The sequence below is a fragment of the Halorussus ruber genome, assembly GCF_004765785.1.
GTDB lineage: Archaea > Halobacteriota > Halobacteria > Halobacteriales > Haladaptataceae > Halorussus > Halorussus ruber.
In genome coordinates this window covers 67,067-93,315 of sequence record NZ_SBIT01000010.1, presented here as the reverse complement: position 1 = coordinate 93,315, position 26,249 = coordinate 67,067, and the positions used below count along the sequence as shown (strand labels likewise).

At 64.7% G+C, this 26,249-nt stretch carries 30 protein-coding genes and 1 tRNA gene; 17 read left to right on the top strand and 14 right to left on the bottom strand.

Features of this window, described 5'->3' with window-relative positions; translation table 11 throughout:
• Positions 1 to 8: 8 nt before the first annotated feature.
• The 4 genes from EPL01_RS16725 to EPL01_RS16710 all read right to left on the bottom strand — a co-directional run bounded on the left by EPL01_RS16725 (position 9) and on the right by EPL01_RS16710 (position 2,057).
• Positions 9 to 905 carry a ParB/RepB/Spo0J family partition protein gene (locus EPL01_RS16725; protein ID WP_135826427.1) on the bottom strand — a complete coding sequence of 299 codons (897 nt, stop codon included), beginning with the start codon at positions 903 to 905 and terminating at the stop codon, positions 9 to 11.
• A 1-nt stretch (position 906) separates the two neighbouring features.
• The gene (locus EPL01_RS16720; protein ID WP_135826426.1) at positions 907 to 1,137 is read right to left on the bottom strand and encodes a hypothetical protein; all 231 of its coding nucleotides are present in this window, start codon (positions 1,135 to 1,137) and stop codon (positions 907 to 909) included.
• A 133-nt stretch (positions 1,138 to 1,270) separates the two neighbouring features.
• Entirely contained in the window at positions 1,271 to 1,576 is a 306-nt protein-coding gene (locus tag EPL01_RS16715; RefSeq protein WP_210424178.1) for a hypothetical protein, read from the bottom strand.
• 407 nt (positions 1,577 to 1,983) lie between these two features.
• Positions 1,984 to 2,057: transfer RNA gene (locus EPL01_RS16710), tRNA-Tyr, on the bottom strand.
• A 276-nt stretch (positions 2,058 to 2,333) separates the two neighbouring features.
• Here EPL01_RS16710 and EPL01_RS16705 point away from each other — a divergent pair.
• The 4 genes from EPL01_RS16705 to ftsZ all read left to right on the top strand — a co-directional run bounded on the left by EPL01_RS16705 (position 2,334) and on the right by ftsZ (position 5,170).
• On the top strand, positions 2,334 to 2,816 hold the full coding sequence (locus EPL01_RS16705; RefSeq protein ID WP_135826425.1) for a hypothetical protein: 483 nt from the start codon (positions 2,334 to 2,336) through the stop codon (positions 2,814 to 2,816).
• 72 nt (positions 2,817 to 2,888) lie between these two features.
• Entirely contained in the window at positions 2,889 to 3,545 is a 657-nt protein-coding gene (locus EPL01_RS16700; protein ID WP_135826424.1) for a double zinc ribbon domain-containing protein, read from the top strand.
• Between the two features lie 186 nt (positions 3,546 to 3,731).
• A complete protein-coding gene (locus EPL01_RS16695; RefSeq protein ID WP_135826423.1) occupies positions 3,732 to 3,914 on the top strand; it encodes a ribbon-helix-helix domain-containing protein in 183 nt (60 codons plus the stop codon).
• 2 nt (positions 3,915 to 3,916) lie between these two features.
• Entirely contained in the window at positions 3,917 to 5,170 is a 1,254-nt protein-coding gene (ftsZ, locus tag EPL01_RS16690) for a cell division protein FtsZ (RefSeq protein WP_135826422.1), read from the top strand.
• A 270-nt stretch (positions 5,171 to 5,440) separates the two neighbouring features.
• Here ftsZ and ncsA read toward each other — a convergent pair whose 3' ends face one another.
• Entirely contained in the window at positions 5,441 to 6,433 is a 993-nt protein-coding gene (ncsA, locus tag EPL01_RS16685) for a tRNA 2-thiolation protein NcsA (protein WP_135826421.1), read from the bottom strand.
• Between the two features lie 307 nt (positions 6,434 to 6,740).
• Between ncsA and EPL01_RS16680 the strand changes: the two genes are divergently transcribed.
• Positions 6,741 to 6,953: a DUF8027 family protein gene (locus EPL01_RS16680; protein WP_135826420.1), complete on the top strand. Its 213-nt coding sequence runs from the start codon at positions 6,741 to 6,743 to the stop codon at positions 6,951 to 6,953.
• A gap of 15 nt (positions 6,954 to 6,968) precedes the next feature.
• Here EPL01_RS16680 and EPL01_RS16675 read toward each other — a convergent pair whose 3' ends face one another.
• The 3 genes from EPL01_RS16675 to EPL01_RS16660 all read right to left on the bottom strand — a co-directional run bounded on the left by EPL01_RS16675 (position 6,969) and on the right by EPL01_RS16660 (position 10,024).
• Entirely contained in the window at positions 6,969 to 8,156 is a 1,188-nt protein-coding gene (locus EPL01_RS16675; RefSeq protein WP_246045727.1) for a Brp/Blh family beta-carotene 15,15'-dioxygenase, read from the bottom strand.
• Entirely contained in the window at positions 8,147 to 9,082 is a 936-nt protein-coding gene (locus EPL01_RS16670) for a lycopene cyclase domain-containing protein (protein ID WP_135826419.1), read from the bottom strand. The genes EPL01_RS16675 and EPL01_RS16670 overlap by 10 nt, the downstream gene beginning before the upstream one ends.
• 189 nt (positions 9,083 to 9,271) lie before the next feature.
• Positions 9,272 to 10,024: a bacteriorhodopsin gene (locus tag EPL01_RS16660; RefSeq protein ID WP_135826417.1), complete on the bottom strand. Its 753-nt coding sequence runs from the start codon at positions 10,022 to 10,024 to the stop codon at positions 9,272 to 9,274.
• 279 nt (positions 10,025 to 10,303) lie between these two features.
• On the opposite strand from EPL01_RS16660, the gene EPL01_RS16655 reads away from it, so the two are divergent.
• From EPL01_RS16655 to EPL01_RS16635, 5 genes are all read left to right on the top strand, one after another.
• Positions 10,304 to 10,903: a hypothetical protein gene (locus EPL01_RS16655; RefSeq protein ID WP_135826416.1), complete on the top strand. Its 600-nt coding sequence runs from the start codon at positions 10,304 to 10,306 to the stop codon at positions 10,901 to 10,903.
• A 391-nt stretch (positions 10,904 to 11,294) separates the two neighbouring features.
• A complete protein-coding gene (locus EPL01_RS16650) occupies positions 11,295 to 12,419 on the top strand; it encodes a zinc-dependent alcohol dehydrogenase (RefSeq protein ID WP_135826415.1) in 1,125 nt (374 codons plus the stop codon).
• Between the two features lie 767 nt (positions 12,420 to 13,186).
• Complete coding sequence (locus EPL01_RS16645; protein WP_135826414.1) at positions 13,187 to 13,564, top strand: 6-pyruvoyl trahydropterin synthase family protein; 378 nt, start codon at positions 13,187 to 13,189, stop codon at positions 13,562 to 13,564.
• Positions 13,564 to 14,706: a glycosyltransferase family 4 protein gene (locus tag EPL01_RS16640; RefSeq protein ID WP_135826413.1), complete on the top strand. Its 1,143-nt coding sequence runs from the start codon at positions 13,564 to 13,566 to the stop codon at positions 14,704 to 14,706. The genes EPL01_RS16645 and EPL01_RS16640 overlap by 1 nt, the downstream gene beginning before the upstream one ends.
• The gene (locus tag EPL01_RS16635; protein ID WP_135826412.1) at positions 14,703 to 15,596 is read left to right on the top strand and encodes a class I SAM-dependent methyltransferase; all 894 of its coding nucleotides are present in this window, start codon (positions 14,703 to 14,705) and stop codon (positions 15,594 to 15,596) included. The genes EPL01_RS16640 and EPL01_RS16635 overlap by 4 nt, the downstream gene beginning before the upstream one ends.
• A gap of 211 nt (positions 15,597 to 15,807) precedes the next feature.
• Here EPL01_RS16635 and EPL01_RS16630 read toward each other — a convergent pair whose 3' ends face one another.
• From EPL01_RS16630 to EPL01_RS16620, 3 genes are all read right to left on the bottom strand, one after another.
• A complete protein-coding gene (locus EPL01_RS16630) occupies positions 15,808 to 16,953 on the bottom strand; it encodes an MBL fold metallo-hydrolase (RefSeq protein WP_135826411.1) in 1,146 nt (381 codons plus the stop codon).
• 125 nt (positions 16,954 to 17,078) lie between these two features.
• Positions 17,079 to 17,663 carry a DsrE/DsrF/DrsH-like family protein gene (locus EPL01_RS16625; protein ID WP_135826410.1) on the bottom strand — a complete coding sequence of 195 codons (585 nt, stop codon included), beginning with the start codon at positions 17,661 to 17,663 and terminating at the stop codon, positions 17,079 to 17,081.
• A gap of 1 nt (position 17,664) precedes the next feature.
• On the bottom strand, positions 17,665 to 17,910 hold the full coding sequence (locus EPL01_RS16620) for a sulfurtransferase TusA family protein (RefSeq protein ID WP_135826409.1): 246 nt from the start codon (positions 17,908 to 17,910) through the stop codon (positions 17,665 to 17,667).
• A gap of 304 nt (positions 17,911 to 18,214) precedes the next feature.
• On the opposite strand from EPL01_RS16620, the gene EPL01_RS16615 reads away from it, so the two are divergent.
• The 7 genes from EPL01_RS16615 (at position 18,215) to EPL01_RS16590 (ending at position 22,987) form a co-directional block, all read left to right on the top strand.
• Positions 18,215 to 19,405, top strand: coding sequence for an MBL fold metallo-hydrolase (locus EPL01_RS16615; RefSeq protein ID WP_135826408.1), 1,191 nt, complete (start codon positions 18,215 to 18,217; stop codon positions 19,403 to 19,405).
• Between the two features lie 24 nt (positions 19,406 to 19,429).
• Positions 19,430 to 19,915: a YeeE/YedE family protein gene (locus EPL01_RS16610; protein ID WP_135826407.1), complete on the top strand. Its 486-nt coding sequence runs from the start codon at positions 19,430 to 19,432 to the stop codon at positions 19,913 to 19,915.
• Positions 19,912 to 20,388 carry a YeeE/YedE family protein gene (locus EPL01_RS16605; protein WP_135826406.1) on the top strand — a complete coding sequence of 159 codons (477 nt, stop codon included), beginning with the start codon at positions 19,912 to 19,914 and terminating at the stop codon, positions 20,386 to 20,388. The genes EPL01_RS16610 and EPL01_RS16605 overlap by 4 nt, the downstream gene beginning before the upstream one ends.
• Before the next feature lie 143 nt (positions 20,389 to 20,531).
• Positions 20,532 to 20,681: a DUF7512 family protein gene (locus EPL01_RS21810; RefSeq protein WP_168215939.1), complete on the top strand. Its 150-nt coding sequence runs from the start codon at positions 20,532 to 20,534 to the stop codon at positions 20,679 to 20,681.
• Between the two features lie 2 nt (positions 20,682 to 20,683).
• Positions 20,684 to 21,652 (top strand): sulfite exporter TauE/SafE family protein, encoded by a 969-nt coding sequence (locus EPL01_RS16600; RefSeq protein ID WP_135826405.1) that lies wholly within the window; start codon positions 20,684 to 20,686, stop codon positions 21,650 to 21,652.
• 95 nt (positions 21,653 to 21,747) lie between these two features.
• Complete coding sequence (locus EPL01_RS16595) at positions 21,748 to 22,146, top strand: helix-turn-helix domain-containing protein (protein ID WP_135826404.1); 399 nt, start codon at positions 21,748 to 21,750, stop codon at positions 22,144 to 22,146.
• 193 nt (positions 22,147 to 22,339) lie between these two features.
• Positions 22,340 to 22,987, top strand: a complete 648-nt coding sequence (locus EPL01_RS16590; RefSeq protein ID WP_135826403.1) for a DUF7095 family protein — start codon at positions 22,340 to 22,342, stop codon at positions 22,985 to 22,987.
• Positions 22,988 to 23,272: 285 nt separating this feature from the next.
• On the opposite strand, the gene EPL01_RS16585 is transcribed toward EPL01_RS16590, so the two are convergent.
• The 3 genes from EPL01_RS16585 to EPL01_RS16575 all read right to left on the bottom strand — a co-directional run bounded on the left by EPL01_RS16585 (position 23,273) and on the right by EPL01_RS16575 (position 26,163).
• A complete protein-coding gene (locus tag EPL01_RS16585; RefSeq protein ID WP_135826402.1) occupies positions 23,273 to 24,364 on the bottom strand; it encodes an aminopeptidase in 1,092 nt (363 codons plus the stop codon).
• 74 nt (positions 24,365 to 24,438) lie between these two features.
• Entirely contained in the window at positions 24,439 to 25,302 is an 864-nt protein-coding gene (locus EPL01_RS16580) for a universal stress protein (RefSeq protein ID WP_135826401.1), read from the bottom strand.
• Positions 25,303 to 25,362: 60 nt separating this feature from the next.
• Positions 25,363 to 26,163 carry a class I SAM-dependent methyltransferase gene (locus EPL01_RS16575; RefSeq protein WP_135826400.1) on the bottom strand — a complete coding sequence of 267 codons (801 nt, stop codon included), beginning with the start codon at positions 26,161 to 26,163 and terminating at the stop codon, positions 25,363 to 25,365.
• Positions 26,164 to 26,249 lie beyond the last annotated feature (86 nt).

Below are 26,249 nucleotides of genomic sequence, written 5' to 3'. Positions count from 1 at the left end.
GTTTTGGATTAGAGGTAACCTTCTTCGGACAGATAATCGCTAATTGCTTGCCGAATTAGTTCTTCTTCAGAAGTACCATAATCTCTCGCAGCCCGTTGAAGTCCTTCAGCGTAATCTCCGGTAAAGGTGACCTCAGTCCGAACTTGTATTTGACCACTCTTTTCCTCTGATTTTTGACTTACTTCTTCAATTGCCTCATCAAAGGAACCATCTCCACGTTCTGTCCGCTTCTTAGCTTCCCGGATTTCGCTTTGAGTAGCTCCCGACTGTACAACCTTTTCAACAGCCTTTTGTCGCTCCTCAGGCGAATCTGTAAGGTTACGAATTAGTCTTAAGTCAGTATCAGAGATTTCTTCAACATCTTCTTTACTCACTTGTTTTGAGTTAGATGAGTGGGTTTCAACACCGGTGCTTTGTTCTTCAGAGGAATTATCGTTTGGATCAACATGCACTACTGTATCTTCCCACTCATCATTAGTCCGCTCCAACCAATCACGGAATGTCCCCCTGTTGATTCCTAACTCATCAGCAGCTTCTGTCACAGACCAGTCATTGAGTTCCATCAACTGACTTATCGCTGCTGCTCGGTCAGACTTTGACACAGATTTTCTAAAGGCATCGACGTTTTCAGTTACCGTAGCCTCTAATGCCTCTGCATCGTCCCAGTCTACAATTATCACCGGTATTTGATCAATCCCGACAGATTGAGCTGCTAATGTTCGACGTTGGCCCACAATCACTTTATATGAGCCGTTATCTGGCCGTGCTACCGGTGGCTGAATAATACCCTGTTCTTGGATACTTTCCTCGAGTGAATCGTTTCCCTTGTGAGGGCCGACATTACTATTCCGCTCATTGAGAGGGTCGATCTCCAGTTCCGACGGGTTCATCTGTCGAACTTCCATGTTAGCTATCCCCCATCAATTGAAGAGCGATGTTTTGCCAAGACATCTCGGCAATGGTCCAATCTTCACCCTCGACAGCCACTCTAACAACGCTAACGTCGTCAGATTCAGGATTTACATCATTGGCCTTGTTTTTCAGGTAATCAATTGCCTCGTCCTCGTTATTATGAAGGGTCTTTCCTTGCGGTAACTGGACAAGATAGAAGGTGTCGTTGCTAACTTCCAGAGCCATATCGTATACGACTAAACAAACCTATTCAAATCTTTCCCTCTACAATAGGTACTGTGAATATTAGAACTGAGATTAAATCGTGACTTTCAACACATACTATTATTTGGGCCATCAAACTCTATAATTATCATAGCTATTTGGTAGACCCACGTTCTCGGAGTTCGGTAAGAAGCTCAGACCAACCAACATCAATCGAGAACAAATCAGACTCCAAATCCCACGACCACGGCGCGGCGTCGTCGGGGTCGTACTCAGTACCGGTTGGCTCTAAATTCTCGACAGAGCCACCGAATAACTGGTCAGCAGGCATATCGGCATCGGCAGGCCATCGCTCGAAGAAGTCCACGACCTTCTTCTCACGCTTGAAGTACGGTAGCGTCGAGAGTCGCTTCGCCTCGGGGTGGAGGTCCTTCCCGGAGTGGCAGATCAGGCCGCACACGTCCACGCCGATCTTGGCGAACCGCTTGGCGAGTGGGGTCCATTGGGTCGCAACTTCGTGGCGGTAGGCCTGCGCGTCGAAGTGACTCCAGATTCAGAATGGTTGCTCTGCTTGTCAACGTAGATTCCCGGGAAAAGTCCGCCCTTCCCGATTTGAACTCGCCGAGACGGTCCTGCTCGGCCTGCGGCCTGCGCGGGCATGCGACTCGTCTGCTCAAATCGGCTCGGGATTGCTAATTTCTCGGGACGGTTCACTCGCACCTCGCTACGCTCGTCGCTCGCTCACGTTGTCCCGAGAAAATTAGTCCGCCCTCCCCGATTTGAACACCGGAAGACATTCCTGCTCGCTACGCTTCGCGGGCTGTGACTTCCGAGCTCAAATCGGCTCGGTCGAATTTTCGGGGAAAATCCGCCCTCCCCGATTTGAACGGGGGACAAGTCGATCTACAGTCGACTGCTCTACCAGTCTGAGCTAAGGGCGGGCACGCAGTCTTACGTAGGTGCCCTGTCGGACTTAAGGGTTATTATTCGGCGGAAGCGTGCCACCGTCCAGCGAATCACATCCCACCCGTGGGACCTCGACCGAGCGCGTCCGACAGCATCACCGGAGTTGCCTTCACCCACTCCGGTAAGCCGATCACACATATGTAAACACGCTTCTAAAATACATTTTCATTTCCTTAATATTTGTATACATTGCTTTCCGAACCAGACTGACCCTCCTAAGTGATTTCACTCGCGCGCACGACACCCGACCCATGTCCGAGCTAGACCCCGTCCCGTGGGAGGAGATCGAAGCGGCTACCGGCCCGCCGACCGCGACCGAAGTCGAGTCGTACATAGAAGACCTCCGCGACGAAATCACCGAGGAGTCCGCGTTCGAGGCCGTCAAGGCCGTCTACGACGAGTGGAAGACCGACCTCGGGGACGACCGTACGCTGTCCGACCAAGGCGCGGCGTTCGTGATTACGTACCTCCTCGAACGCGAGAGAATTATCGACCTCCGTGGGTTGGGGCAAGGATCACTCGTCAAGCGCCACCCCGGTGCGGACGAACTCCGCGAGCGGTTCTGGGAGCAAGAGCAGACGCTGTGGTGGCTGGCGGTCGAACTCGGCGTTCACCACTCGCTGGTGACGTTCTGGCTCTGGGAAGCGGATATTCCGCTCGCCGAGCGCAATCTCGGCCCCGAGACTATGGAGAAAGTCGAAGCACACCGGCGCAGGGAAGAGGACTCCGAGTAGCGGGCTTTGTGCGCGTCAGACACGTCAGGAAGATTGAAATGGTGTGGGTGCGTGGTCAGAGACGAACGGGCCATGAGCAAGATCACCTTCCGCGCGGACGACGACCTCGTCGAGGAGATCGAAGACCTCGACGCCTCCAAGAGCGAGGTCATGCGCGAGGCGCTTCGGGAGTACCTCGACCGCGCGGATTCGACCGCCGACGAGGGCGAAGCCCCGAGCGCGGACGAGGCGGGTGAAGTGGGTTCCGAGAGCCTCGACGCCCTCCTCGCCGAGCGCGTGGACGAACTCGTGGCCGAGCGACTCGCCGAACGCGAGTCCCAGACACGCGACAGAAGGCGGACCGGCGAGCGCCCGCAGGACGTGACGGTCAACGTCAACCTCGAAACCGACGCCCCCGTGCAGGCGAACGCGGAGGGACAAGCCGAGCGCAAGGGACGAGCCGAGGGTTCGCGGTCGTCCGACACCGAGCGGACGACTCGCCGCGGAGCCGACGAGCCACCGGACGCGCGGGAATCGGCGGCTGGCGCACCCGAGCGAGCCACCGAGGACCAAACCTGTGGCCAGTGCGGCGAGTCGCTGTCCGACGACCACGTCTACTGCCCCAACTGCGGGGAGAAGGCCGCCCGGCGAGTCTTCTGCGAGTGCGGCGACGAAGTGCGGTCTGACTGGGGTTTCTGCCCGAGTTGCGGACGCCGGACCCCCGCGGCGGACGTTCTCGACCGTTCGTAAGACATCGTTTTACGGCCGCCGTTAATTATTTAAGTTCTGACTTTGTGGGTACGTTCGCGTAAGACGGTCGTCTTACAGACTGGCCCCGAACGGCTGAAACGTCCGTGTTCCGGGGTCACACGGTGTAAGACAGGACGCGCGGGAAGTCGCGTGCCGTCTTACTACAACAGGGGAACATTACAAACTATGGAGCGTGTGACACTCCGCATTCCGAAACAGCAGATCGAGGAGGTCGAACAGATGGTCGAGACCGGGGAGTTCCCGAATCGGAGCGAAGCGATTCGGGCCGCCGTTCGAGACATGTTAAACGAACACGAGGAAGACACGACCGAGCAGACGTCTAGCAAGCGGTCGTGGGCGAAGGTGTAAACATGCAGGATATCGTTCAGGACGCCTTGGAGAACGCCGAAGAGGAGAGCCGTGAGATGGACGCGTCGGCCGACGGAGACGAGTTCGGAGACCCCCGCATCGTCATCGTCGGCTGTGGCGGTGCCGGTAACAACACCGTCAACCGGCTCTACAACATCGGCGTCGAAGGGGCGGACACCGTCGCCATCAACACCGACAAGCAGCACCTCAAGATGATCGAGGCCGACACCAAGATTCTGGTCGGCAAGAGCCTGACCAACGGTCTCGGCGCTGGCGGCGACCCGTCGATGGGCGAGCGCGCCACCGAGATGGCTCAGGGGACCATCAAGGAGGTACTCGGCGATGCGGACCTCGTCTTCGTCACCGCAGGCATGGGCGGCGGCACGGGGACCGGCGCGGCACCGGTCGTCTCTAAAATCGCCAAAGAACAGGGTGCAATCGTCGTCGGGATGGTCTCGACGCCGTTCAACGTCGAGCGCGCGCGGACTGTCAAAGCCGAGGAGGGACTCGAAAAGCTCCGCAACGAGGCCGACTCCATCATCGTGCTGGACAACAACCGACTGCTCGACTACGTCCCGAACCTGCCCATCGGCAAGGCGTTCTCGGTGATGGACCAGATTATCGCCGAGACCGTCAAGGGTATCTCGGAGACGATTACCCAGCCCTCGCTCATCAACCTCGACTACGCCGACATGACCTCTATCATGAATCAGGGCGGAGTCGCGGTGATGCTGGTCGGCGAGACCCAAGACAAGAACAAGACCGAGGAGGTCGTCCGCGACGCGATGAACCACCCGCTGCTGGACGTGGACTACCGCGGCGCGTCGGGCGGACTGGTCCACATCACGGGCGGCCCGGACCTCACGCTCAAAGAGGCCGAGTCCATCGCCAGCAACATCACCGAGCGCCTCGAAGCCAGCGCGAACGTCATCTGGGGCGCGCGCATTCAGGACAACTACAAGGGCAAAGTCCGCGTCATGGCCATCATGACCGGCGTCCAGAGCGCGCAGGTCCTCGGCCCGAGTACCCAGAAGCAGGCCGACAAGTCCCGCGAGCAGATGCGCGACGTCGACGCCCAGTCGTTCGACGCCAGCCAGAACGTCGAAGACCTCGGCGGCATCGGCGACTCGGGGAGCGCGGGCACCACCCACGACGCGACCGGCGGGTCCGGGTCGCAGGACACCTCGTGGGGTGCCCAGAGTGACGGCGGACAGAACGAAGTCGAGAAGAACAACGGTCTCGACGTCATTCGCTGAACGGCCAGCGGTTTGCGTTTGCGGGCAGTCCGTACTTTCGGGTTTTTTCGGCGTGGTTCGGTAGGATTGTCGAGACTGCCGTATTCCGACTGCGAGTGCGGACAGCAGAGTCGGCAGCGATTTCGTCTTCTAAAGCTCCCGCCCGGCAGTTGGTCAATCGGTCGTCTGCCGGTGGTTCGATTCGCCGAGCGCATTTCGGTGGAAAGTTCCACAGAGCGCATCCTCGTGGTCTGTTCCACCGAGCGCCCGCCGCGAAATCCGACCAGAAGATCAGACCGCGTGAATCGCGTCGAGGAGCGAACACTTCCGGCAGAGGTCCCGCGTGGTCGAAGCGCCGCAGCGTTCGCAGTCGCCGAGTTCGGCCCGACCCTCCTCGCGCGCGCCGAACTCCTCGGCGGCCAGTTCCGCGAGTTCCTCGTAGCCCGCCATGATGGAGTGGCGCGTGCCGGGGTGGTTCTCTTCGAGTTGGTAGAGCAGTTCCTGAATCTCGCCGCGATAGGCCTCCTCGGCGTGGGGGCACTCGGTGATGTGGGCGGGCAGGTCTTGGACGTGGGCGTAGAGCGCGACCTCCTTCTCGGGCACGTCGCGGAGGGGTTTGGCCCGCGGGACGAAGTCGTCTTGTTCTTCGCGCGCGCCCGAGCCGTCGCTTCGCTCCTCGAACCCCCCGAGACTGGCGTCGAAGTGCTTGGCGATTTGGGCCACGTCGCCCTCCAAGAAGTTCATCAGGGCGGTCTCGGCCTCGTCGTCGAGGTTGTGGCCCGTCAGGAGTTTGTCCGCGCCCAACTCCTCGGCGTAGCGCGACAGCAGGTCCCGGCGGAACACCCCGCAGTAGGCGCAGGCGGCCATGTTCTCGGGGTCTTTCTCCACCACGTCGTCCATCCGGACGCCGAACTCGTCCTCGTAGGTCACGAGTTCGTGGGGGATGCCCAACTCGTCGGTTAGCTCCTCGCAGGCGTCCACGCTCTGGTCGCGGTAGCCCTCGATGCCCTCGTGAATCGTGAGCGCGACGAGTTCGATGCGCGGGTCCTTCTCGAAGGTCCGGTGGAGGATGTCGGTCAGCACGACGCTGTCTTTGCCCCCCGACAGGCCGATGACCCACGTTTGCGGGTTCTCGGGCGTGGCGTCGCTTGGCACCAAATCGTCCTCCCGAATCCGACGCCGGACTCGCTTGTCCACGGAGGCGACGAAATGCTCCTCGCAGAGGTGCAACCCCGAGTAGGCGGCGTGCATCACCGACTCGCGGTCGCATTTGTCGCAGTCCATCGAGTGGGACTCTCTTTTCCGGGCGTTTGTCGGTTTCGCCTCGGACTGATAAACTGGATTTCGATATAGCAAATCAGACACCTGTCAGGGACGAGAGAGGCTGAGCCGTCGCCCGCGGAAAAGCCGGTTTGCTCCACTCCGCGCGCCGAAACACAACAAAACCTTTGTTTAGAAATTTAGAAGCTGTGTTTGAGGAATAATTCTATGTCTTTCCCGACTTCGGACGACGCGACCGTCGGACGGCCCCGTCGCTCCCGACGGCTAATCGCCCCCGAGGGCTAAGAGGAGCGAGCGCGTATGCGAGAGTATGCCTGTGGGTGGGTACGACCCGGAAGACCTCGACAACACGCTCTCGGAACTGATGGAAGCGAAGGGACGCGATCCTTCGAACTGGCTGACCGACGACGAAATCGCCGCGTGGGAGGACGGTGAGAGCCTCGTGGACTTGCTGGACGAGGAGGACATCCACGAGTTGCTCCGGAAAGAGGGCGAACATCCCGACGAGGAGGCCGCGAGTTAGCGCCGCCGCGTTCTCTCACGACCGGCCAGACGCCCAAATCTCCTCGCGCAGGTCCATCCACGTGACGATGGCGGCGTGGGGGAGCGTCAGCACCGCCAGTAACACCAGATACAGTCCGAGGAGCGACAGCAAGTCCGCGCCCGGCGGCGCGACCAGCGCGAGGCCGCCGAGGACGACGAGCGCGCCCACCGTGTTCGGGAGCGCGTCTCGGCCGAATCCGGCGAGCGACGGGGCGAGTCGGTCGGGCGCGAGCGACTCTCGGTCCTCGACCACGAGCAGTCGCGCGACGTGGCGGACCGAGTGCCACAGACAGAAGTAGAGGCCGACCGCGAGTATCGGCGGCACGACGAGGAAGTACGCCCACAGCAGGGCGGTTTCGAGCGCGTCGAGTCGCCAGCCTCGACTCCCGACCCCGGCCCGAACTGCCCCAAGTGCAAGCGCGACCAGCGAGAGCGCGGCGAGTCCGCCACCGAGCGCGAGTCGAGTTTCCGGTCGGAAGACGACACCGAGGTCCGGCCCGAAACCGAGGTCGAACAGCCCGATTGTGGCTGCTGCGACAGATCGATAGACGTCCGGAAACCCGACCAGCGGGACCACCATCGGAATCCCGCCCCGGACCGCGAGCGCGGCGACCCGCTGGCCCCGCGTCCGGAGGTGGTCGCCGACCGCCAGCAGGACGTAGAGGTCGCCCTGTCCCCAGTGGTACCACGTCAGCGCGATGAACGACGCGAAGCCGAGGACCGGCGAGACCAGCCAGACCGCGAGATACGCCCCGCCGCCGACCAGATACGCCGCGCCGACCGCGAGCCACGGGTGAGACGGGACCCGCAACCGGGACAGGACCTGCGACCGGAACTCGCCGCGCGACACGGACTCGCCCCGCGACCCGGACCCGTCCCGTGACCGAGAACCGCCGAGGCGCGCGACCGCGAGGTGGTCGGTCGCGCCGTGGGGAAGCCCGAAGACGACGAGGCTGGCGAGAAACGGGAGGTAGCCCGCGACCGCTGGCAGGTCGGCACCGACGCCGAGCGCCGACAGCGCCCCGCCGAGCGCCGAAAGCACCCCGACCGCCCCGAGCGCGACCCACGCCGGAGCGACCGCGGTCCGGAGTAGTGCCGAAGTGAACTCGTCGGAGATGCCGCGTTCGCTCTCGTCAGCCCCGCTCTCTCGGTCCTCCGGCCCCTGCTCGCGGGTTACTGCCACCGGCGACGCACCTCCGCGACGCCGGGGACTCGATTCGCGGCGGCACCGATTCGACTCGCAAGTGGCCCGACGCGACTCGCCAGCGGCCCGACGCGCTCCGCCACGGAATCGGCCTGTCCCGCCACGGGACCGGGAACCAGCCCCGAAATCGCGTCGGCCGGACCGCGCTCTGCCGCGCGGGCCGTGACCCAGTCGAACAACAGGAGGCCCTGCACGACCAGCAGGTTCGTCAGCGCGAAGAAGACCGCCTCCTCGACCGGAAGCCCAAGAACGTGGACGCCGGTCGAGGAGTCGGCCGAAATCGTCCAGAGGCCCGACCGGATGGCGTACCAGTCGACGACCCAGAGATACGCCGAGGGGACCGCGACCGCGAGTCCGACCCGTCGCCGGTCCCGCCAGATGACCGGGCCGCCGACAGCCCAGAGGAAGGCGAGGACCGGCGCGGCCCACGCGAGTATCATCCCGAGGTAGTAGGTCCGGGGCGACGCGACGACCAGTCCGGCCCCAATCGCGCCGACCGCCAGCCACGCGCCCGCGCCGACTCCTCTGGCGTTGCCCTCGATGGAAAATCGGCCACCGCTCCCGACGGGAAGCGCGGGGTCCACGCCGGAGTCGCCGCGGGGCGCGAGGAGGTGATACCACAGGCCGGTCGCAATCGTCTGGAGCGCGAAGAAGAGCCACTCGCCCAGCGGCACCCGAGCGAACCGCACCGCGACGACGCCCTCGCCGTAGGTCCAGACGCCCCGACCGACGAGATAGCTATCCCACGGCGCGGTGTAGCCGACCGCGATGCAGACCAGGGCGGTCACTCCCGCGAGAACGCGGCGGGAGTCGTCGGTCCGCCGGGCGACCGCGACGGCCAGCGCGACCGCTGGCACCGCGAGGAAGACCGACAGGAACTCGACGTAGGTGAACGGTGTCGTCATCGTGAGTTGACGTGTTCGCGGCGTTCGGAACCCGGAGTCGAAACCGGTTCGGTGGTCGCTGGCAGTCGGACGAATCCGGCGGGTCGGCGGGTCGGCGGGTCGGCGGGTCGGCGAGTCAGCGAGTCAGCGAGTCAGCGAGTCGGCGAGTCGGCGGGAGAGGACGGCGTCAGTCCCCGGCGGAAAGCCGAGTCAGTCGTCGGCGGTGACGCCCGCGCCGGTCTCGGCCTCCCGGCGGCGCGGTGCGAGACTGCCGACGCTACTCAGCAGGGCGTAGCCGAACACGACCTTGGCAGTCACGTCCAGCACCGCGTAGCCCACCGTCTCGACGCCCAGCGGGACGACGCTGGCCCCTTCGGTACCGACCAACCACAGCAGGGGATAGACGAACCACAGCACCGCCAGCAGGTTCCGGAGGTTGCCGAAACTTCTGGCGCGCTCGTCGCCGTAGGCGCTGGCGAACTTCGGGAGCTTGGCGAAGATGGCGTAGAGGATGACCACGAACGCGCCCGAACTCACGGCCCACCAGAGGTAGCGATTGACGGGTTGGGCCGAACTCGCGGCGAAGAACCCGGTCATGATCATCAGCACGTCGAGACCCAGCAAGGTCCCGATGGTCTCGCGGTCTGCGCCGGCGAACAGCGCGAGGTCGAGCAACAGAAGCGGGGTCGTGATTACCCAGTCGGCGTACCGACCCCAGAAGACGAGTTGGTCTTGGCCGCCGACGAGCGAGATTCGGGAGACGCCGAACCCGAGCGCCATTGCGAGGTACATCGTGGCGGCGATTGCCGGGATGAAGATGGAGACGACCGCGTGTTCGCGGCCCTCCTCGGTGTCCATGTCGCGGCCCTTGATGTAGAGGATAATCGTCCCCACCCCCATCGCGGCCGCTGTTATCCAGAGCGTCCAGTACGTCAACGGGTCGAATTGGTCGGGTGATACCATGCCGAAGCGAGGCTTAGGATTTTCCGGACTTAATACCCTGACACCGTAAAAATACCGTCTACCGGTGATTTCGGACAGAAACTTCAGTTACATCGATGCAGGTGGTCGGCCGTTGTCTGGTAAATCTCCAGTTACTTTCACGCCCTCGACACCGAATCGGGAGGTCGCCGGTCGGCGGACCGACCCGGACCGCGGTCGGCACGGACAAGCAGAGATTGAATCTAACGGCCGCGAGAATCGGGGATGGAATTGAGTGACTTCGGCTCGTAGAACCCTCGAATGCGCCGCGTGCCTCAGGTCGAAGTCCTCCGCGAGTGGCTCAGAGTCGAGCGAAGCCACCCGGAGGTAGACTGGTTCCCCATCGACTCGCTGGACGAGCGAGAGGCGCTGGACGAACTGCTCGACCGCAAGCCCGGCGCGGCCGCGTTCGTCTGGCGCGACGCCCCGGTCGAGTGGTACGAGACGACCCTCACCCGCGAGGAGTTCGCGGACCTCAGACTGGTCGAGGGACCGCCGGGGCTGCGGTGGCGCGCGCTCTCTCCCGACGGGACGATTCTCGCCGCGGCCGACCGAATCGCCCGCGGGAACCCCGGCGAGTTGGCCGCCGAGACCGACGTGGACGTTCAAACAGTCCTCGATTTCGTCGAGGAGATGCCCGACGGACCGCTGGTCGTCTCGACCCGCGAGGGGTGTGTCCCCCGGTTCGTCGCCGACGGCAACCACCGCGCGGTGGCCCACGCCCTCCGGATGCGCTCGGGGGAGTTCGCCCCACAGCGGGCGTACCTCGGCATCGGCCGGAACCCGGTGGCCGAGCCCCTGCTGGAGCGCGTCTGTGGAGTCGTGAGGGGTCTCCTCGGGGAGGGTCCGGGCCGGAAATAAGTATCTCACGGGGCGACCAGCCACCGGCAGACGCTCGGCAAAACAACCGCCGTGGGGTGGATGAAGGGGCCGCCCGGTCGCGGTCACGCGAGGGAACCGAGCGTGACCTCGGGAGACGCGGTTTGTCTCCCGGCGGGCCGACAGGCCCGTGGTCGTCTGAGCAGGCAACTATTCGGGGGCGGGCGATGCGGAGAGGCCCCGAATATCCTGCTCAGCGACCGCGACCGGGTGGGGCTTCAGAAGACTGCTTTCTCGTCTTCTCGGCTGTTGTTCTCCGAATTCAATCTCCTCCGCGGGCGTTCTCGACACCTCTCAATTCTACATCCGGCCAAAGAACGATAAGTCATCCAACCGTATCGAGTTGCGACGGTTCGCCGTCGGAATGGGGAGCATGCCACGGTCACTCTACTTCACGGGCGACGGAGCAGTCGAAGTGCGCGAACGAGAGCTACCGACACCCGGCGAGGAGGAAGTCCGGGTTCGGACCGAGCGGTCGGCGATTAGCCCCGGCACGGAGCTACTGGTCTACCGGGGCGAGGTCCCGACCGAGATGGCCGCCGACGCGACCATCGACGCGCTGGCGGGCACCTTCGAGTTTCCGCTCCGGTACGGCTACGCAGCGGTCGGTCGGGTCGAGGCGGTCGGGCCGGGCGTCGATTCGTCGTGGGAGGGCCGGGAGGTGTTCGGGTTCAACCCCCACGAGAGCCACTTCTGCGCGCCGGTCTCGGACCTGCTGGTCGTGCCCGAGGAGTGTTCGGCGGAGGCCGCGACTTTCCTGCCGAACGTCGAGACGGCGGTCAACTTCCTGCAGGACGGCGCGCCCCGCCTCGGCGAGCGCGTGGCCGTCTTCGGACAGGGCGTGGTGGGCCTGCTCACCACCGCGCTCCTCTCGGAGGCCCCCGTCGAGCGACTGGTCACGGTGGACCGCTACGAGTCCCGCCGGGAGCGCTCGTTGGAACTGGGCGCGGACGTCGTCCTCGACTCCGAACGCGAGGCGGTGGGCGAGCGAATCCGCGAGCAGCTCGGCGACGGCGCGGGCTGGGGCGAGGAGTCGGTGAGCGGCGGCGACGGTATGGCGACCGGTGGGAGCGATACCGACGAAATCGGCGACGATTCGGACGCGACGACCGGCGACGACGAAATCGCGGGCGCGGACCTGACCTACGAACTCTCGGGGTGTCCCGACGCGCTGGACGCGGCCATCTCGGCGACGGGCTACGACGGCCGGGTCGTCGTCGGGTCGTGGTACGGCACCAAACCGACCGAGTTGGACCTCGGCGGGCGGTTCCACCGGAGTCGCGTGAGTCTGGAGAGCAGTCAGGTCAGCACCATCGACCCGGAACTGCGGGGCCGGTGGTCGAAGGACCGGCGGCTCGCGCTGGCGTGGGAGAAACTGCTCGACATCGACCCCGAGCGGTTCGTCACCCACGAGTTCGGGATTTCGGAGGCGAGTGAGGCCTACGAGTTGTTGGACGAGAATCCCGCCGAGGCGCTGGGCGTGATTTTCGAGTACTGATTCGTGGGCATGTTTTGGTGGGATTCGAGATAACGACTGCTTGAACTCGACGGTGTTAGAATCGTGATAGCGAGAGTACCGTACTGCGGCGGTGATGTTCTGCGACAGCACCGTTCCGCGACAGCGACGGACCGCACCGCCGACGGCAACGGACCGCACCGCCGACAGCAACGCTACGATTGCCGAAGCCTCGGCGTCACCGCACAGCACCGCGACCGCGGGCCTCACACCTCCCCAACCTCCTGCGGTCCTCGGGGTTCGCTTCGCTCACACCCTGCGGTCCTCGTCCCTCGCACGCCGATGGCGCGGCATAAAGCCGCGCCAGCGCGCGCCGAATAGTATGTGGAGAAATAAAAACAATTTCTAAATATATACATAGAGTGTTCAAGAGCATATAGAATGGGCTTAGAGCAATGAACAACGGCCACGGTAATCGACGTTCGGACAGTCGGTGGCAGGCCGACCAATCCATCGGAAACTGCTCGCCAACCAGTCCACCGTGGGGTGGATGAAGGGGCCGCTCGGTCGCGTCCGAAGGACGTGGTCGTCTCTGCGGGCCACTATTTCGCGCCGGGCTGTGCGGAGAGGCGCGAAATATCCCGCAGAGCGACCGGGCGGGGGCTTCAGAGGACTTCCTTCTGTTCTTCTTGCCGGTCACTCTCGACACTTTTCGACTGCGTAGCGAGGAGGCTCAACTTCCCGAATCGGCCTTATTGTTCGTTCTCAACCCCGACTTTCATGTCCGTAGCCGTCGTGTCTCTCGTGGAATGTACACCGTCACGGTCGAACGCGCGTTCGTGGCACAGCACTTCCTGACGGTCCCCGACCCCGGTCCAGAGGGCGACCTCCACTCGCACCACTACACCGCGAAGGTCCAACTCGCGGGCGAGGAGCTAAACGAGTACGGCTATCTCGCCGACATCGACGACTTGAACGAGCGAATCGACGCCGCGGTGGACCGCTATCGGGACTCGACGCTGAACGATTTGCCCGAGTTCGAGGGGCTGAACCCGAGCCTCGAACACTTCGCGCGCGCCTTCGGCCAGCGGTTCCGCGAGGGCCTCGACGCCCCGAAAGTCGAGTCCGTGACCGTCAAACTCCGCGAGGACGACGTAGCGTGGGCGTCCCACCGGCAGGAACACTGATGCACGTCGGACTGGTCGTCTACGGCGACATCGGGACCACGACCGGCGGGTTCCTCTACGACCGAAAGCTCGCCGCCGAACTCCGCGAGGCGGGCCACCGCGTCACCGTGGTCTCGCTCCCGTGGCGGGACTACCACCGCGCGCTCGCCGCCAGCCTCGCCGACTCGCTCGCCGATTCCTTCCCCGACTCGCTCGCCCCGCAAGTCCGCCGACGAACGCGCCGGAAACTCGACCAGTTCGACCTGCTGGTCGAGGACGAACTCTGCCATCCCTCGTTACTCGGGCGCAATCGCACCGTAGACGCGCCGGTCGTCGCAATCGTCCACCACCTCCGAGCCAGCGAACCGTGGCCCGCGCAGCAACGGCTCGTTTACCGCGCGGTAGAGCGCCGTTACCTCCGGACAACCGACGCCGCGGTCTACGCCAGCGAGGCCACCCGCCGGGACGCCGAGGAACTCGCCGGACCCCGGCCCTCGGTCGTCGCCCGGCCCGCTGGCGACCGGTTCAGTCCCGAACTCACCCGCGACGACATCGCCGCGCGCGCCGACTGCGCCCCCTTCCGAATCGTCTTCGTCGGGTCGCTCGTCCCGCGGAAGGGCTTCCACGTCCTCCTCGACGGCCTCGCCCGCGTCTCCACCGGCCGGGACACTCGGGCAGACTGGACCCTCACCGTCGTCGGGAGCGAGTCCGACGCCGACTACGCCGAGAAAGCCCGCCAGCAGGCCCGAGACCTCGGAATCGAGAGTTCGGTCCGGTTCGAGGGCCGCCTCGACGACGACGCGCTCGCCGCCCGCCTCGCTGAGAGCCACCTGCTCGCGGTCCCCTCCGCCTACGAGGGCTACGGCATCGTCTATCTGGAGGGGATGGGGTTCGGCCTGCCCGCCGTCGCCACCACCGCCGGAGGAGCCTCCGAAATCGTCACCCACGGCGAGGACGGCTTTCTGGTCCCGCCCGAGAGTCCCCACTCCGTCGCCGAGGCCGTCGAAGCACTCCGCTCGGACCGCGACCGACTCCGCGAGATGAGCCTCGCGGCCAGACGCCGGTTCGAGCGCCACCCCGGGTGGGACGAGTCGATGGCCCGAGCGCGCCGGTTCCTCGAATCGGTCGCCCGAGAACCCGACCCCGAGGAGGCCCTCGCGTGAACTTCCAGCGGTACCTCTCGGCCAAGCGGACCGTGGACGACCGGGCGCTGAACCGCCGCGTCGAGGCCCGACTCGCCGACGAACTCCGCAAGCGCGACGAATCCCGCGCCCCTCTGCGCGTCCTCGAAGTCGGCGCGGGCATCGGCGCGACGCTCACGAGGTTCCTCGACCAATCGTGGCTTCCGGACCGCGTGCGCTACACCGCGCTCGACCTCCGAGAGGATAACGTCGCGTCCGCGCGCGCCCGACTGCCCGCGTGGGCAGTTCCGCGCGGGTTCGCGGTCAGGCGGGCGCGCGCGAAGGACTCCATTATCTGCTCACGCGGGCGACGCCGCGCCGAAGTCGAGTTCCGGACCGCCGACGCCTTCGACTTCCTCGCGGCGACCGACCGGGAGTTCGACCTCGTGGTCGCCCACGCCTTCGTGGATTTGGTGGACCCGGCCGACGCGCTCGCGGCTTTTCGCGGCGTCCTCGCGCCCGGCGGACTGGCCTACTGCCCCATCACCTTCGACGGCGGGACGATTTTCGAGCCGGGAGCCGACTCCGACCCAGACTCCGACTTCGAGGAGCGTCTCCTCGACGCCTTCCACGACCACATCGACGCCGGAGGCGACAGCAGGGCGGGCCGCCACCTCCTCTCGCTCGCGCCAGAGGAGGGCGAGGTCCTCGCGGCGGGCGGGTCCGACTGGGTGGTTCGGCCGCGCGGCGATGGCTACCCAGCCGACGAGGCCTACTTCCTCGACTGCATCGTGGAGATGGTCCGCGGGGCGGTCGAAGACGAAGGACTGGATTCCGACCGCGTCGCCGATTGGGCCGCCCGGCGGCGCGACCAAATCGAGGCCGGGAGGCTGGTCTACTGCGCACACCAGTTGGATTTGCTGGTTCGGTGAGGAGCAGTGAAATCGACGGATGGGGCCGAAAACAGAGGGTTCGCCGGCTCTCCTCCGGCTTCTGGAAAGTCCGCAGATTGCGTGAAAGAAATATTTTCTATACCGATATCCAGTTTAAGCAGGTGAGAGGACGAAAACCGGCCCCGCGAGTCAGTCGAGTGAAAACGGCGGGCGGGCTTCTCTCGGCGGCTTTCTGCGGCTTTCGGGGTTCTCAGGCCGAACAGCGGTTCGGCCCCATCTCCAGTTCGGTCGCCTCCTGCGTCTCGACGGACTCCTCGCCGCGGTTGATGGCGATGACGCGCTCGTAGTTCGGCGGTTTCTCGTGGTCGCCGGAGGTGAGGCGCTCTACGAACTCGTCTTCGCTCAGTTGGAGGAGGTCGTACTCGGTCCGGGCCTCGCCGACGGTCGCGCAGATGGGGTCGCCCGGGTCGCCGTGTTCGAACTCGCCCTCGCTGGTGACGTTGACGTGGCCCGGCAGGACGACCAGACTGTCGGGTTCGGCCAGAATCGTGCGGTGGAGCGACTCGTACTGCATCTCGGCCCCCTTTCCAGCCTCCTCGTCGCCGAACTCCAGTTCCGTGCGGCCGACCGACCCGACGTGGAGGGTGTCGGCGGTCAGGACGGCCTCGTCGTTGACGAGGTAGTTGACCATCTCGGTGGTGTGGCCGGGCGCGCGCACCGCCTTGAGGGCCACGTCGCCGACTTCGACCACCGCGTTGCGTTCGAGCGGCGTGAACTCGTAGTTCACGTCTCGGTCTTCGGCGGCTTCGCTCAAGTGGTAGGGTGCACCGACCTCCTCGGCGAGGTCTCGCCCGCCCGAGACGTGGTCGGCGTGGACGTGCGTGTCGAAGACGTGGGTAATCTCCCAGTCGCGCTCGTCGGCGACGGCGTCGAACTCCGAGGTGTGGCGAGTCGGGTCCACGACGGCGGCCTCTCCGGCGTCGGGGTCGGCGACGACGTAGCCCAGACACCCCTTCGACCGGCGCTGGACTTGGACGATTTCGGCGCTTCCGGGCGTGTCGATGGTGACTGTGTCGTAGACCTGACTCCACGCCTCCATCCCGCCCGTGACGACCGCCACGTCCTCGAATCCCGCGTCGCTCATCTCCTCGGCGAAGTGGTCCGAGGAGATGCCTTTCGCGCAGATGGTCACGATTCGGTCGTGGCCGTCCGCGAGCGAGTCGAGTTCGGACTTCTGGTCGTCGGTCAGCGAGTCGTCGCTACTGAACGGGAAGTGTTTCGCACCCCGGACGTGCCACGCCTCGTAGCTCTCGTCGGGGCGCGTGTCGAGCAGGAGGACGTCCTCGCCGCTGTCGAGCATGTCGGCCAATCGCCGAGGAGTCACTTTCGCTGGCATGTCGTGTGACTCTCGACACGCGCGGCCTTAACCGTAATTGCCACTGCGAAAAAGGGTACAAGACCGCGGTGAGGCGGTCTCGGGTAGGAATGCCAGCGCCCGAAGTGGGCGAACGGGGCCGAAAATTAGATCAGCAACTGGATGTCGGCGTCGGCCATGTGTTCGAGCGCGGTGGCCGCGCCGACGCCGGTCGTCACGTCGTCGTACATCTCGTCTTCTTCGTAGTCCATCAGTTCCATCGTCATCTGGCAGGCCTGGAGGTCCACGCCCGTGTCCAGCGACATCTCGATGAGTTCCTCGATGGTCGCGGTGCCCTGCTCGTCGATCTTCTTCTCCATCATCTTGGTCGCCATCGAGTCCATGAACGGAAGCGAGGCGATGGCGTTGGGCATCGGCATGCTCGGGTTGCCGACCGCGCTCATCTTGAGGTTCTTCGACTTCTCCTCGTGGAGGATGTCGAGTCCCCAGAACGTGTGGAAGACCACCACGTCCCAGCCGAACGCCGCGGCGGTGCTGGCGAGGATGAGCGGCGGGTACGCCATGTCGAAGGTACCCTTCGTGGCGATGATGGTCATCTTCTTCTGGCCGTCGTCCGAGTCGGACTTTACGGCCGACAGCTCTTCCTCTAGCTCGTCGATGCGGGCCTGAAGGTCCGCAACGTCCTCCGCGTTCGCGGCGGGGTCGGGACTCTGTGGAGTGTCCGTACTCATTTTATTCGGTCTTGCGAACGTAGTGTTTGTAGATGTCGTCGCCCTCCTCCTGGTCGAGGAGTTCGACGCCGTCGGTCGTGTTCGCCCAACCTTTGATGTCGCTCATGCTGCCGGAGTCGGTCGAAACGACCTCCAGCACTTCGCCTTCCGCGAGGTCGTCAGCCGCCTGCTTGGACTTGACGACGGGCATTGGGCAGGACTGTCCTTTCACGTCGAGAGTCTCGGTAACGTCGTATGCTTCACTCATTTTGTGGGAACACCAATGTTCTATCTTGTGTGTACCGAGCAATACCGGTTGCCGGGATAAAAGGTTGTTGGTTCTTGTGCAAATCGAACAATCGGTGGGCGCGTAGTACCGAGCGCGAGGCGCGCACGTGGAAGTAGACTTACTCGCTCCAAGTCGGATTTTCTCGCTTCAGACCGGTTCTCGACCGCCTTGGAGGGGCGATTTCGACGCGAGAACCGTCGAACGACCGACGAATCGGTGTTGTTCGTATTGCGCAATACTATGCAAACCCTTATGAGGATGCGTCCGATTAGGTTAACTCGTAATGACTGACTCAGAGTTCCCGACCCCCGACGTGGAGGTCGAGGGCATCGCGGCAGAAACGCTGAAAGAGAACATCGACGCGGGCGAAGAGGTCTTCCTCCTCGACAACCGCACCGCGGAAGACGTAGAGGAGTGGGCCATCGACGGCGAGAACGTCGAGAGCCTCAACGTCCCCTACTTCGACTTCCTCGCGGGCGAGCCCGACGAGGAGGTCTTCGAGCAGTTGCCCGACGACCAGCAAATCGTGACGCTGTGCGCGAAGGGCAAGTCCAGCGAGTACGTCGCTGGCGAACTCGTCGAGCGCGGCTACGACGCCGCCTACCTCGAAGACGGGATGCAGGGCTGGGCGCGCGTGTTCGAGTACAAGGAGATCGACGCGGACACCGACGCCACGGTCGCGCAGTACCAGCGCCCCTCCAGCGGGTGTATGAGCTACCTCGTCGTCTCCGGCGACGAGGCCGCAGTCATCGACCCCCTGCGAGCGTTCACCGATACCTACCAGCAGGACGCTCGCGCGCTCGGTGCCGACCTGAAGTACGCAATCGACACGCACGTCCACGCCGACCACGTTTCCGGCGTCCGTGCCCTCGCCGACGAGGGCGTCGAGGGCGTCCTCCCGGCGGCCGCAATCGACCGCGGCGTCACCTACGACGACGCAGTCACCTCGGCTGAGGACGGCGACACCTTTGCGGTCGGCGACGTGGAAATCGAGACGGTGTTCACGCCCGGTCACACCTCGGGCATGACCTCCTACCTCGTGGACGACGCCGTCCTCCTGACCGGAGACGGCCTGTTCGCCGAGAGCGTCGCCCGACCGGACCTCGAAGGCGGCGACGAGGGCGCGCCCGACGCGGCCCGCCAGCTCTACGAGTCCCTGCAGGAGCGCATCCTCACGCTCGACGACGACGTGGTCGTCGGCGGCGCGCACTTCAGCGACGCGGCCGACACCCGCGAGGACGGCACCTACACCGAGACCATCGGCAACCTCACCGAGAAGATGGACGCGCTGACGATGGACGAAGACGAGTTCGTCGAACTCGTCCTCTCGGACATGCCCCCGCGCCCCGCTAACTACGAGGAGGTCATTGCGACCAACCTCGGACAGGAAGAACAGACCGACGAAGAAGCATTCGAGCTGGAACTCGGTCCGAACAACTGCGCGGCCAGTTCGGACGCGATGACCAGCGACTAAAGTGACCAAATCTAAGATACCCACATGGAACCACTCGTAACGTTCGGGGAACTGTTCCCCCACGGCATCTGGCGGTACGCCATCGGCGGGGCGCTCATCGGACTGGGCACCGCCGCCATCTACCTCGGCACCGCCATTCCCGCAGGGGCGAGCACGTTCTTCGAGTCCACGCTGTCGTACGTCTCGGACGTGCCGCGGTTCAACCGCGCGAAGTACGTCATGTCCCGCGACTGGCGGGTCGCGTTCACGCTGAGCATCGTCGCCGGGGCCGCAATCTACGCGCTGGCGTTCGGTGACTTCGGCTGGACCACCAGCGTCTCGTGGTGGCGGCTCCTCGGCGGGGGACTCCTCGTCGGCGTCGGCACCCGAATCGGGAAGGGCTGTACCTCCGGCCACGGCATCTGCGGCGTCGGGTCGGTGGCACCGACTTCGCTGGTCAACGTGGCCACCTTCCTGGCCGTCGCCATCGTGACCGCTCAAGTGATGCAGGCGCTGGGGGTGACGCCATGAGCGGGACCGAAGGACAGGACCGACATCCCCTGTTCCTGCCCCTCGTCGTGGCAGGCGGGCTGGTGTTCGGCTTCGGCCTCGGCCTGAGCCACATGGCCCGGCCCGAAGTCGTGCTGAACTTCCTCCAGTTCGAGGACTTCGGCCTGCTGTTCGTGCTGGGCACCGGCTCGGTCGTCGCGGGCACCGCGTTCGCAATCGGGGTCAACTTCCTCGACAAAGCCCCCCTGACCGGGCGCCCCTACGCGCGACGCCTGAAGTCCTTCGACCGGAACGTCCTGACGGGCGGGGTCATCTTCGGCGTCGGCTGGGGCGTCTCGGGCATCTGCCCGGGCGCGGCCTACGCCAGCCTCGGAATCGGGAACTACCCAATTCTGCTCGCCATCGGAGGGATGTTCCTCGGCGCGTACGCCCAGGGCCTCTGGCGGACGTACCGAAGCGAAGACAACGCCACGGCGGCGGCAAACGCCGACTAATTTCCTCCATGTATCCCACACGTCACGAACCGAAACAGGCGAAAACGGTATTGCATGATAAACCCAATTAGGATAACAACTATGACACACGCACAGCCGACTGAACCAACTGAACGAACTCGCGGACGAGAGACGGTGTAACCATGTTCGGAATCGAATCCCTCTCCGGAAACGCACAGGCGGCGGCCATCGTGGCCGCTGTCATCGGTGAGGCACTCGTGCTGAACCTGGTGTACACGGCGCTCGAGCGAGTCGCTGGCCCGGCATTGACCGAGGCAGTGACTGGAAGCTAATCATGGACCCGACTGTAATCACCATCTTCATCGGGTTCGGCCTGCTCATCGGAATCCTGTTCGGATTCTTCGGGATGGGCGGGTCCTTCCTGGTGACGCCCGCGCTGCTGGTGATGGGCTACGGCTCCCAGACCGCGGTGGGTACCGGCCTCGCGTTCGTCTTCGGGACCTCGTTCATCGCGGCGCTCAAGCACCGCGACCACGGACAGGTCGACTACAAACTCGGCGGCATCATGATACTGGGGATGACCGCCGGTATCGAGGTCGGCAAGACCTTCGTGGACGCGCTGAGCGAACTCGGGTTCGCCGACACGGTCGTCAGCATCGCCTACGTCCTCATGCTCGGCGCGGTCGGCATCTTCGTCCTCCGGGACGCGCGCTCCGAGGACACCGACGAACTCCACCCGGTCGCTCGGATGATTCAGGACTTCGACGTGCCGCCCCACATCTCGCTGACGGGCGGCGGCGAAGTGTCGCTGTGGCTGACGATGGCCATCGCGCTGTTCGTCGGCGTGCTGTCGGGCTTCCTCGGGGTCGGCGGGGGCTTCCTGCTGATGCCCGCGATGATGTACGGCCTCGGCGTGCCCGCCGCGGTGGCGGTCGGAACCGACGTGTTCCAAATCACCATCTCGGGCGGGTTCGGTGCCTTCCGGTACGCCCAAGCCGGTAACGTCGCGCTCCCGGTCGTGGCCTCGCTCCTCGCAGGGAGTACGCTCGGCGCTCGCGTCGGGTCCGCCGCGACCAACATCGTGGACGAGGGCGACATCAAGGGCTACTTCGCCGCGATGCTCATCGGCGGGAGCGTCGCCGTCGCCGCGAAGGAAATCGGCACCACCTACGGTATCGAGGTGTTGAGTACGGTGAGCATCGTACTCATCTTCGGATCGGCACTGCTGGTGGCCGGAGCCGTCATCTACACGACGATTTCGGAACTCCGCCACGAGAAGGCCGTCGCCGCGGCGGGCGACTGACGCCCGCTATCGGCGAATCTCGAATCGTGAATCATAGTTGTGTACGAATCATGCAAACCCTTTTAGGGGCGTAGTTCATACCAATCACTAAGAAAATGACAGACTCGATGGCCGAATACCTGCAGAAGGACATGGAATGTGAGGGACTGCTCGAGTGCATCCACGGCCTGAAAGAACTCGACCGCGAGTGCTTTCAGGCGCTCGTCGAGACCGAGGAGCCGCTGACCATCGACGAGGTGGCCGAGCGAGTGGACCGCGAACGCTCGACGGCCTACCGAGCCATCCAGCGACTCCTCCAGACCGGGTTCGTCCAGAAGGAACAGGTCAACTACGAACAGGGCGGCTACTACCACGTCTACCGGCCGACCGACCCCGACGAGGTCGCCGACGACATGCAGCGGATGCTCAACGACTGGTACGCCAAGATGGGCCAGTTGTTGCAGGAGTTCCGCGACAAGTACGACGAACAGCAGACCGTCGCGGCCGAGAACTGAGACGAGCGACACGCGACAACACCGAGACGAGCGCCGACGGCCTGTCTGTCGGGCGTCCGCGTGCTAACGAGAGCCGACGGCTACGTTTCGAGTGCCGGATTTTCGATTCTGATTGCTTCTCCGAGCCTCGTGCTTCGTACCTCGCAGGACCGACGCGCCATCGTTATCCCCCGCGAACTCTAAGGCGCGACCGATGAACCGAGACGAGGCCATCGAGTGCGTCGAGGAGATCCTCGCCACCGTCGAGGACGAGACCATGCCCGTGCCGGTCCGCGAGCTGTGGGTCTACGGCGACGTGGCGCTCGGTCTCGACCCCATCGAGCGACTGGACGTGTACGTCACCAAGGACATCCTCCTGCGCGGCGACGACGGCGACGCCGCAGAGAAGTTCCGCAAGTCCCACGGCGTCGAGGGCGTGGGCAAGACCGTCCGGGCCGAGTGGGCCGAGGAGTTCCCCGAGTACATCCGCGCGAACGACAGCGGGCACGCCGCGCCGGAGAAGTGTCTGGCCGCCCACCTCCTGCCCGAGGACGAACCGGTCCACCTCGAGGTCTGCAACTCCAGTTTCGAGGACAACGTGACCCAGCGGCTCAGGGGTGCCATCCAGCGGGAGGCCTACGAGCAGATTCTCGACCCTCGCGGCGTCTGCCTCTGGGCGGAGGGCCAGCGAAGCGACGAAGCCCTCCGCAAGCTCCGCGAGAGCGAACTCGCCTTCCCGACGCTCCCCTCGGCGCTGGAGATGCTCGGCATGGACGAAGAGGAGACAGAAGAGGCCGCCGAGGCGGTCGAATCCTACCGCAAGCGCCAAGAGGGGACGACGGTCCGCGGCGACGTGGTGTAGCCGAAGCTGGTCGGAGTCGGCGATAGCGAACAGGCCGTGTTTTCGCTCCGCGCGGGGGCACACGGCGCACCCTCCTCGACGCCCCGCGCGGCGGTGGTCAGGTCACGGACGGGGTTGGTTCCGTGCTGGTATTTAAAGGCTCGCAGGATGATTCCGAACCTCCTAGCAACTCATACAGGTTTTAGGACATATATCTAATTGTTAAAGAAATAAAATTGTGTCTTTCGGCCGCGAACGGCTCGCCGTTCGCGGCCTGACGTGAATTGGCGATGAAAAAGACCGCGCTTACGCCTCGAATCCGTCCTCGAACCGGAACGTGCCGTCGCGCTGGACGACTTCGCCGTCCACTTCGATGAACGAGTCCTCGGCCATGTCCACGATCATGTCGGTGTGGATTGCGCTCTCGTTGCCGGATTCGCCCTCGGGCAGGCACTCGTCGTAGGCCTTCCCGATGGCGAGGTGGACCGTGTCGCCCATCTTCTCGTCGAAGAGCATGTTGTCGGTGAACTGGTCGATGTCGCGGTTCATGCCGATGCCGAGTTCGCCGAGGCGGCGCGCGCCCTCGTCGGTGTTCAGCATCTCCGTCAGCGTCTCCTCGTTCTTCTCGGCGCTGTGTTCGACCACTTCGCCGCCCTCGAATCGGAGGTACGCGCCTTCGATTTCCTGACCGTAGCGGACCAGCGGCTTGTCGAACAGCACCTCGCCCGCCACGGAGTCGGCGACCGGCGCGGTGAACACTTCGCCGCCGGGGAGGTTCTTCTCGCCGTAGTCGTTGATGGTCTTCATCCCCTCGACGCTCATCGTGATGTCCGTCGTGTCGCCCGAGACGATGCGGACCTCGTCGGCGGGGTCGAGAATCTCGACCATCTGGGCCTGAAACTCGCGCTGGGCGTCCCAGTCTTTGTTGACGGCGTCGTAGACGAACTCCTCGTACTCCTCGGTACTCATCTCGGCCTTCTGGGCCTCGCCGGAGGCGGGGAACTGCGTGCCGACCCAGCGCTTGCCCATCTGCTCGGCCATGATGGGCCGGTTGGCCTCCTGGTGGGCGGTCATCGTCTCGGAGGGCACGTCACTCATCTCGAGGGTGTTCTCCAGACCTTTGATGACGATTTTCACGTCGGTCTCCGCCATCTCGGCCAGCGTGTGTTCGGGCGTATCGAGGTCTTCGGGGTCGCTCGCCCGAAGGTAGGCCCGGGTGGCGCGCTGGCTTCCCATCGAGACCGCGATGTTCGCACCGATGTCGCCGATCTCCTCGGCGAGCGCGACCACGAGGTCCTCCGCGGCCGGTTTCGCCTTGACGAGGACGTTGTCGTCTGGTTCGACGCCGGTGGAGTGGTCGACGAGAATCTCTGCATGCTGGCGGATGCGTGGGTCCATATCGGTTCGAAAGCGGCCCCGTCCGATAGTTCTTTTCGACTCCTCTCAGCGTATAAGCGTGGTGATTTCGGACCTTACCGGCGCACGGTCAGCACCGGAACCGGCGACGAGCGGACGACTCGCTCGGTCACGCTTCCCAGCAGGACGCGCTCGGTCGCGCCCCGACCAGTCGTGCCCATCGTCACCACGTCGATGTCCTCGTCCGCGACGTAGTCGAGGAGTTCGTTGGAAGGCCGCCCGCGAAGGACGTGTTCCTCGACGCGCTCGACTCCGGCCTCGTCGGCTCGCCCGGCCACGTCGGCGACGGCGTCCTCGGCGGCGGCCTGTAGCTCCTCGCTGACCGACCCCGACCGAACGTCGAAGCCGAGCGACCGGTCGTCGACCACCGAGACGGCGTGGAGCGTCGCGTCGAAGGCGGCCGCCAGACCGACCGCGCGGTCTACAGCGCCGCTGGCGGCCTTGCTCCCGTCGGTCGGCATCAGCACGTTCTCGTAGGGGAAGGGCGTCCGGGCCTCGTCGTGGGTCCGAATCGTGAGGACCGGCACGTCGGAGTGGCGCACCACCTTCTCGGTGACGCTCCCCAGCAGGTACCGCGAGAGGCCCGACCGGCCGCGGGTCGGCATCACCACGAGGTCCATCCCGCGCGAGTCGGCGTAGTCGACGATGGTCATCGCCGGGTCGCCCTGCACGACTTCGGACTCGCACTCGACGCCGTGGTTTCGGAGGTCGTCGGCGACCGGGTCGACGATGTCCTCTCCCTCCTGTTCGAGCGCGTCCACCACGTCTGACCCCACGACGGTCACGCTGTCGCGGTTCGTGCTGGCGACGAACAGGACGTGGACCGTGGCGTCGAAGTGGTCGGCGAGGTTCGCGGCGTGGTCGATCGCGTCGTCGGCCCGCTCGCTGTCGTCGACCGGAACGAGAATGTCGGCGAACATGGTGAAACGTGCGGAAGCGAGAGCAAAGAGAGTACCGACGAATTGGCTCTCGGACGCCCCCTATGCCTCGCCGACCGTCACGTAGAAGGGCACGACTTCGGCGCGGCGGTACTCCCCCGCGCTCATCTGCTCGATGACGCTCCGGCCCATCTCGCGCCAGTCGGTCCGGAGGGCGTCGTACTCGCCCACCGAGAGGTCGCCCGAGAGCAGGGTCGGTCGGTCGTCGGCCAGTCCCTCGCCGCTGGCCTTCCGGCGGGCGGCCCGCAAATCGCGCTCGGCGTAGGGCGGTTCGACCGTCCGAGTGTGGTAGTGTCGCCGGGTCGAGACTCCCGACAGGCCCGCCTCGGCGAACGCCTCGCGGGTGCCCTCCCCGCCCAGCGTCACGTCGGTCTCGACGCCGTCGAGGTAGGCCCGGCGGGCGCGCTCTGCGAGTTTCCCCTCTGATTCGACCGTGGACTCGACCGACACCGCGGCGTTGTCGGGTTCGACCGCGGCCACGAGGTCCGAGGAGACCCGCCGGAACTCCCGCACCGCGGCGGCGGGACTGGGGAGGTTGATGAGCAGGGCCTGACAGACCACGAGGTCGAAGCAGTCCTCGGGGAAGGGCAGGCGGAGCGCGTCGCCCGCCGCAACCTCGATTCCGGCCTGTTCGCGGGCGACTCGGAGGAGGCCGGGGTCGGCGTCGCACCCGACGACTTCGCCGGGAGTCTCCTCGGCGAGGACCTTCGAGAGTTCGCCCGTGCCGCACCCCACGTCGAGGACGCGCTCCCGCGAATCGAGTTCGAGGTCGGCCAGCGCGGTCCGGTCGTCCCACATCCCGCGGCGCGTGTCTCGGAGGTAGTCGGCGGAGAACTGTCGCACGGCTGATTCTGGCCCGGAGTTGGCGGCGCGCGGTGAAAAGCGGGGCGGTCTGGGACGGTCGGGGGCGCGAGTCCCAGACACCCTCC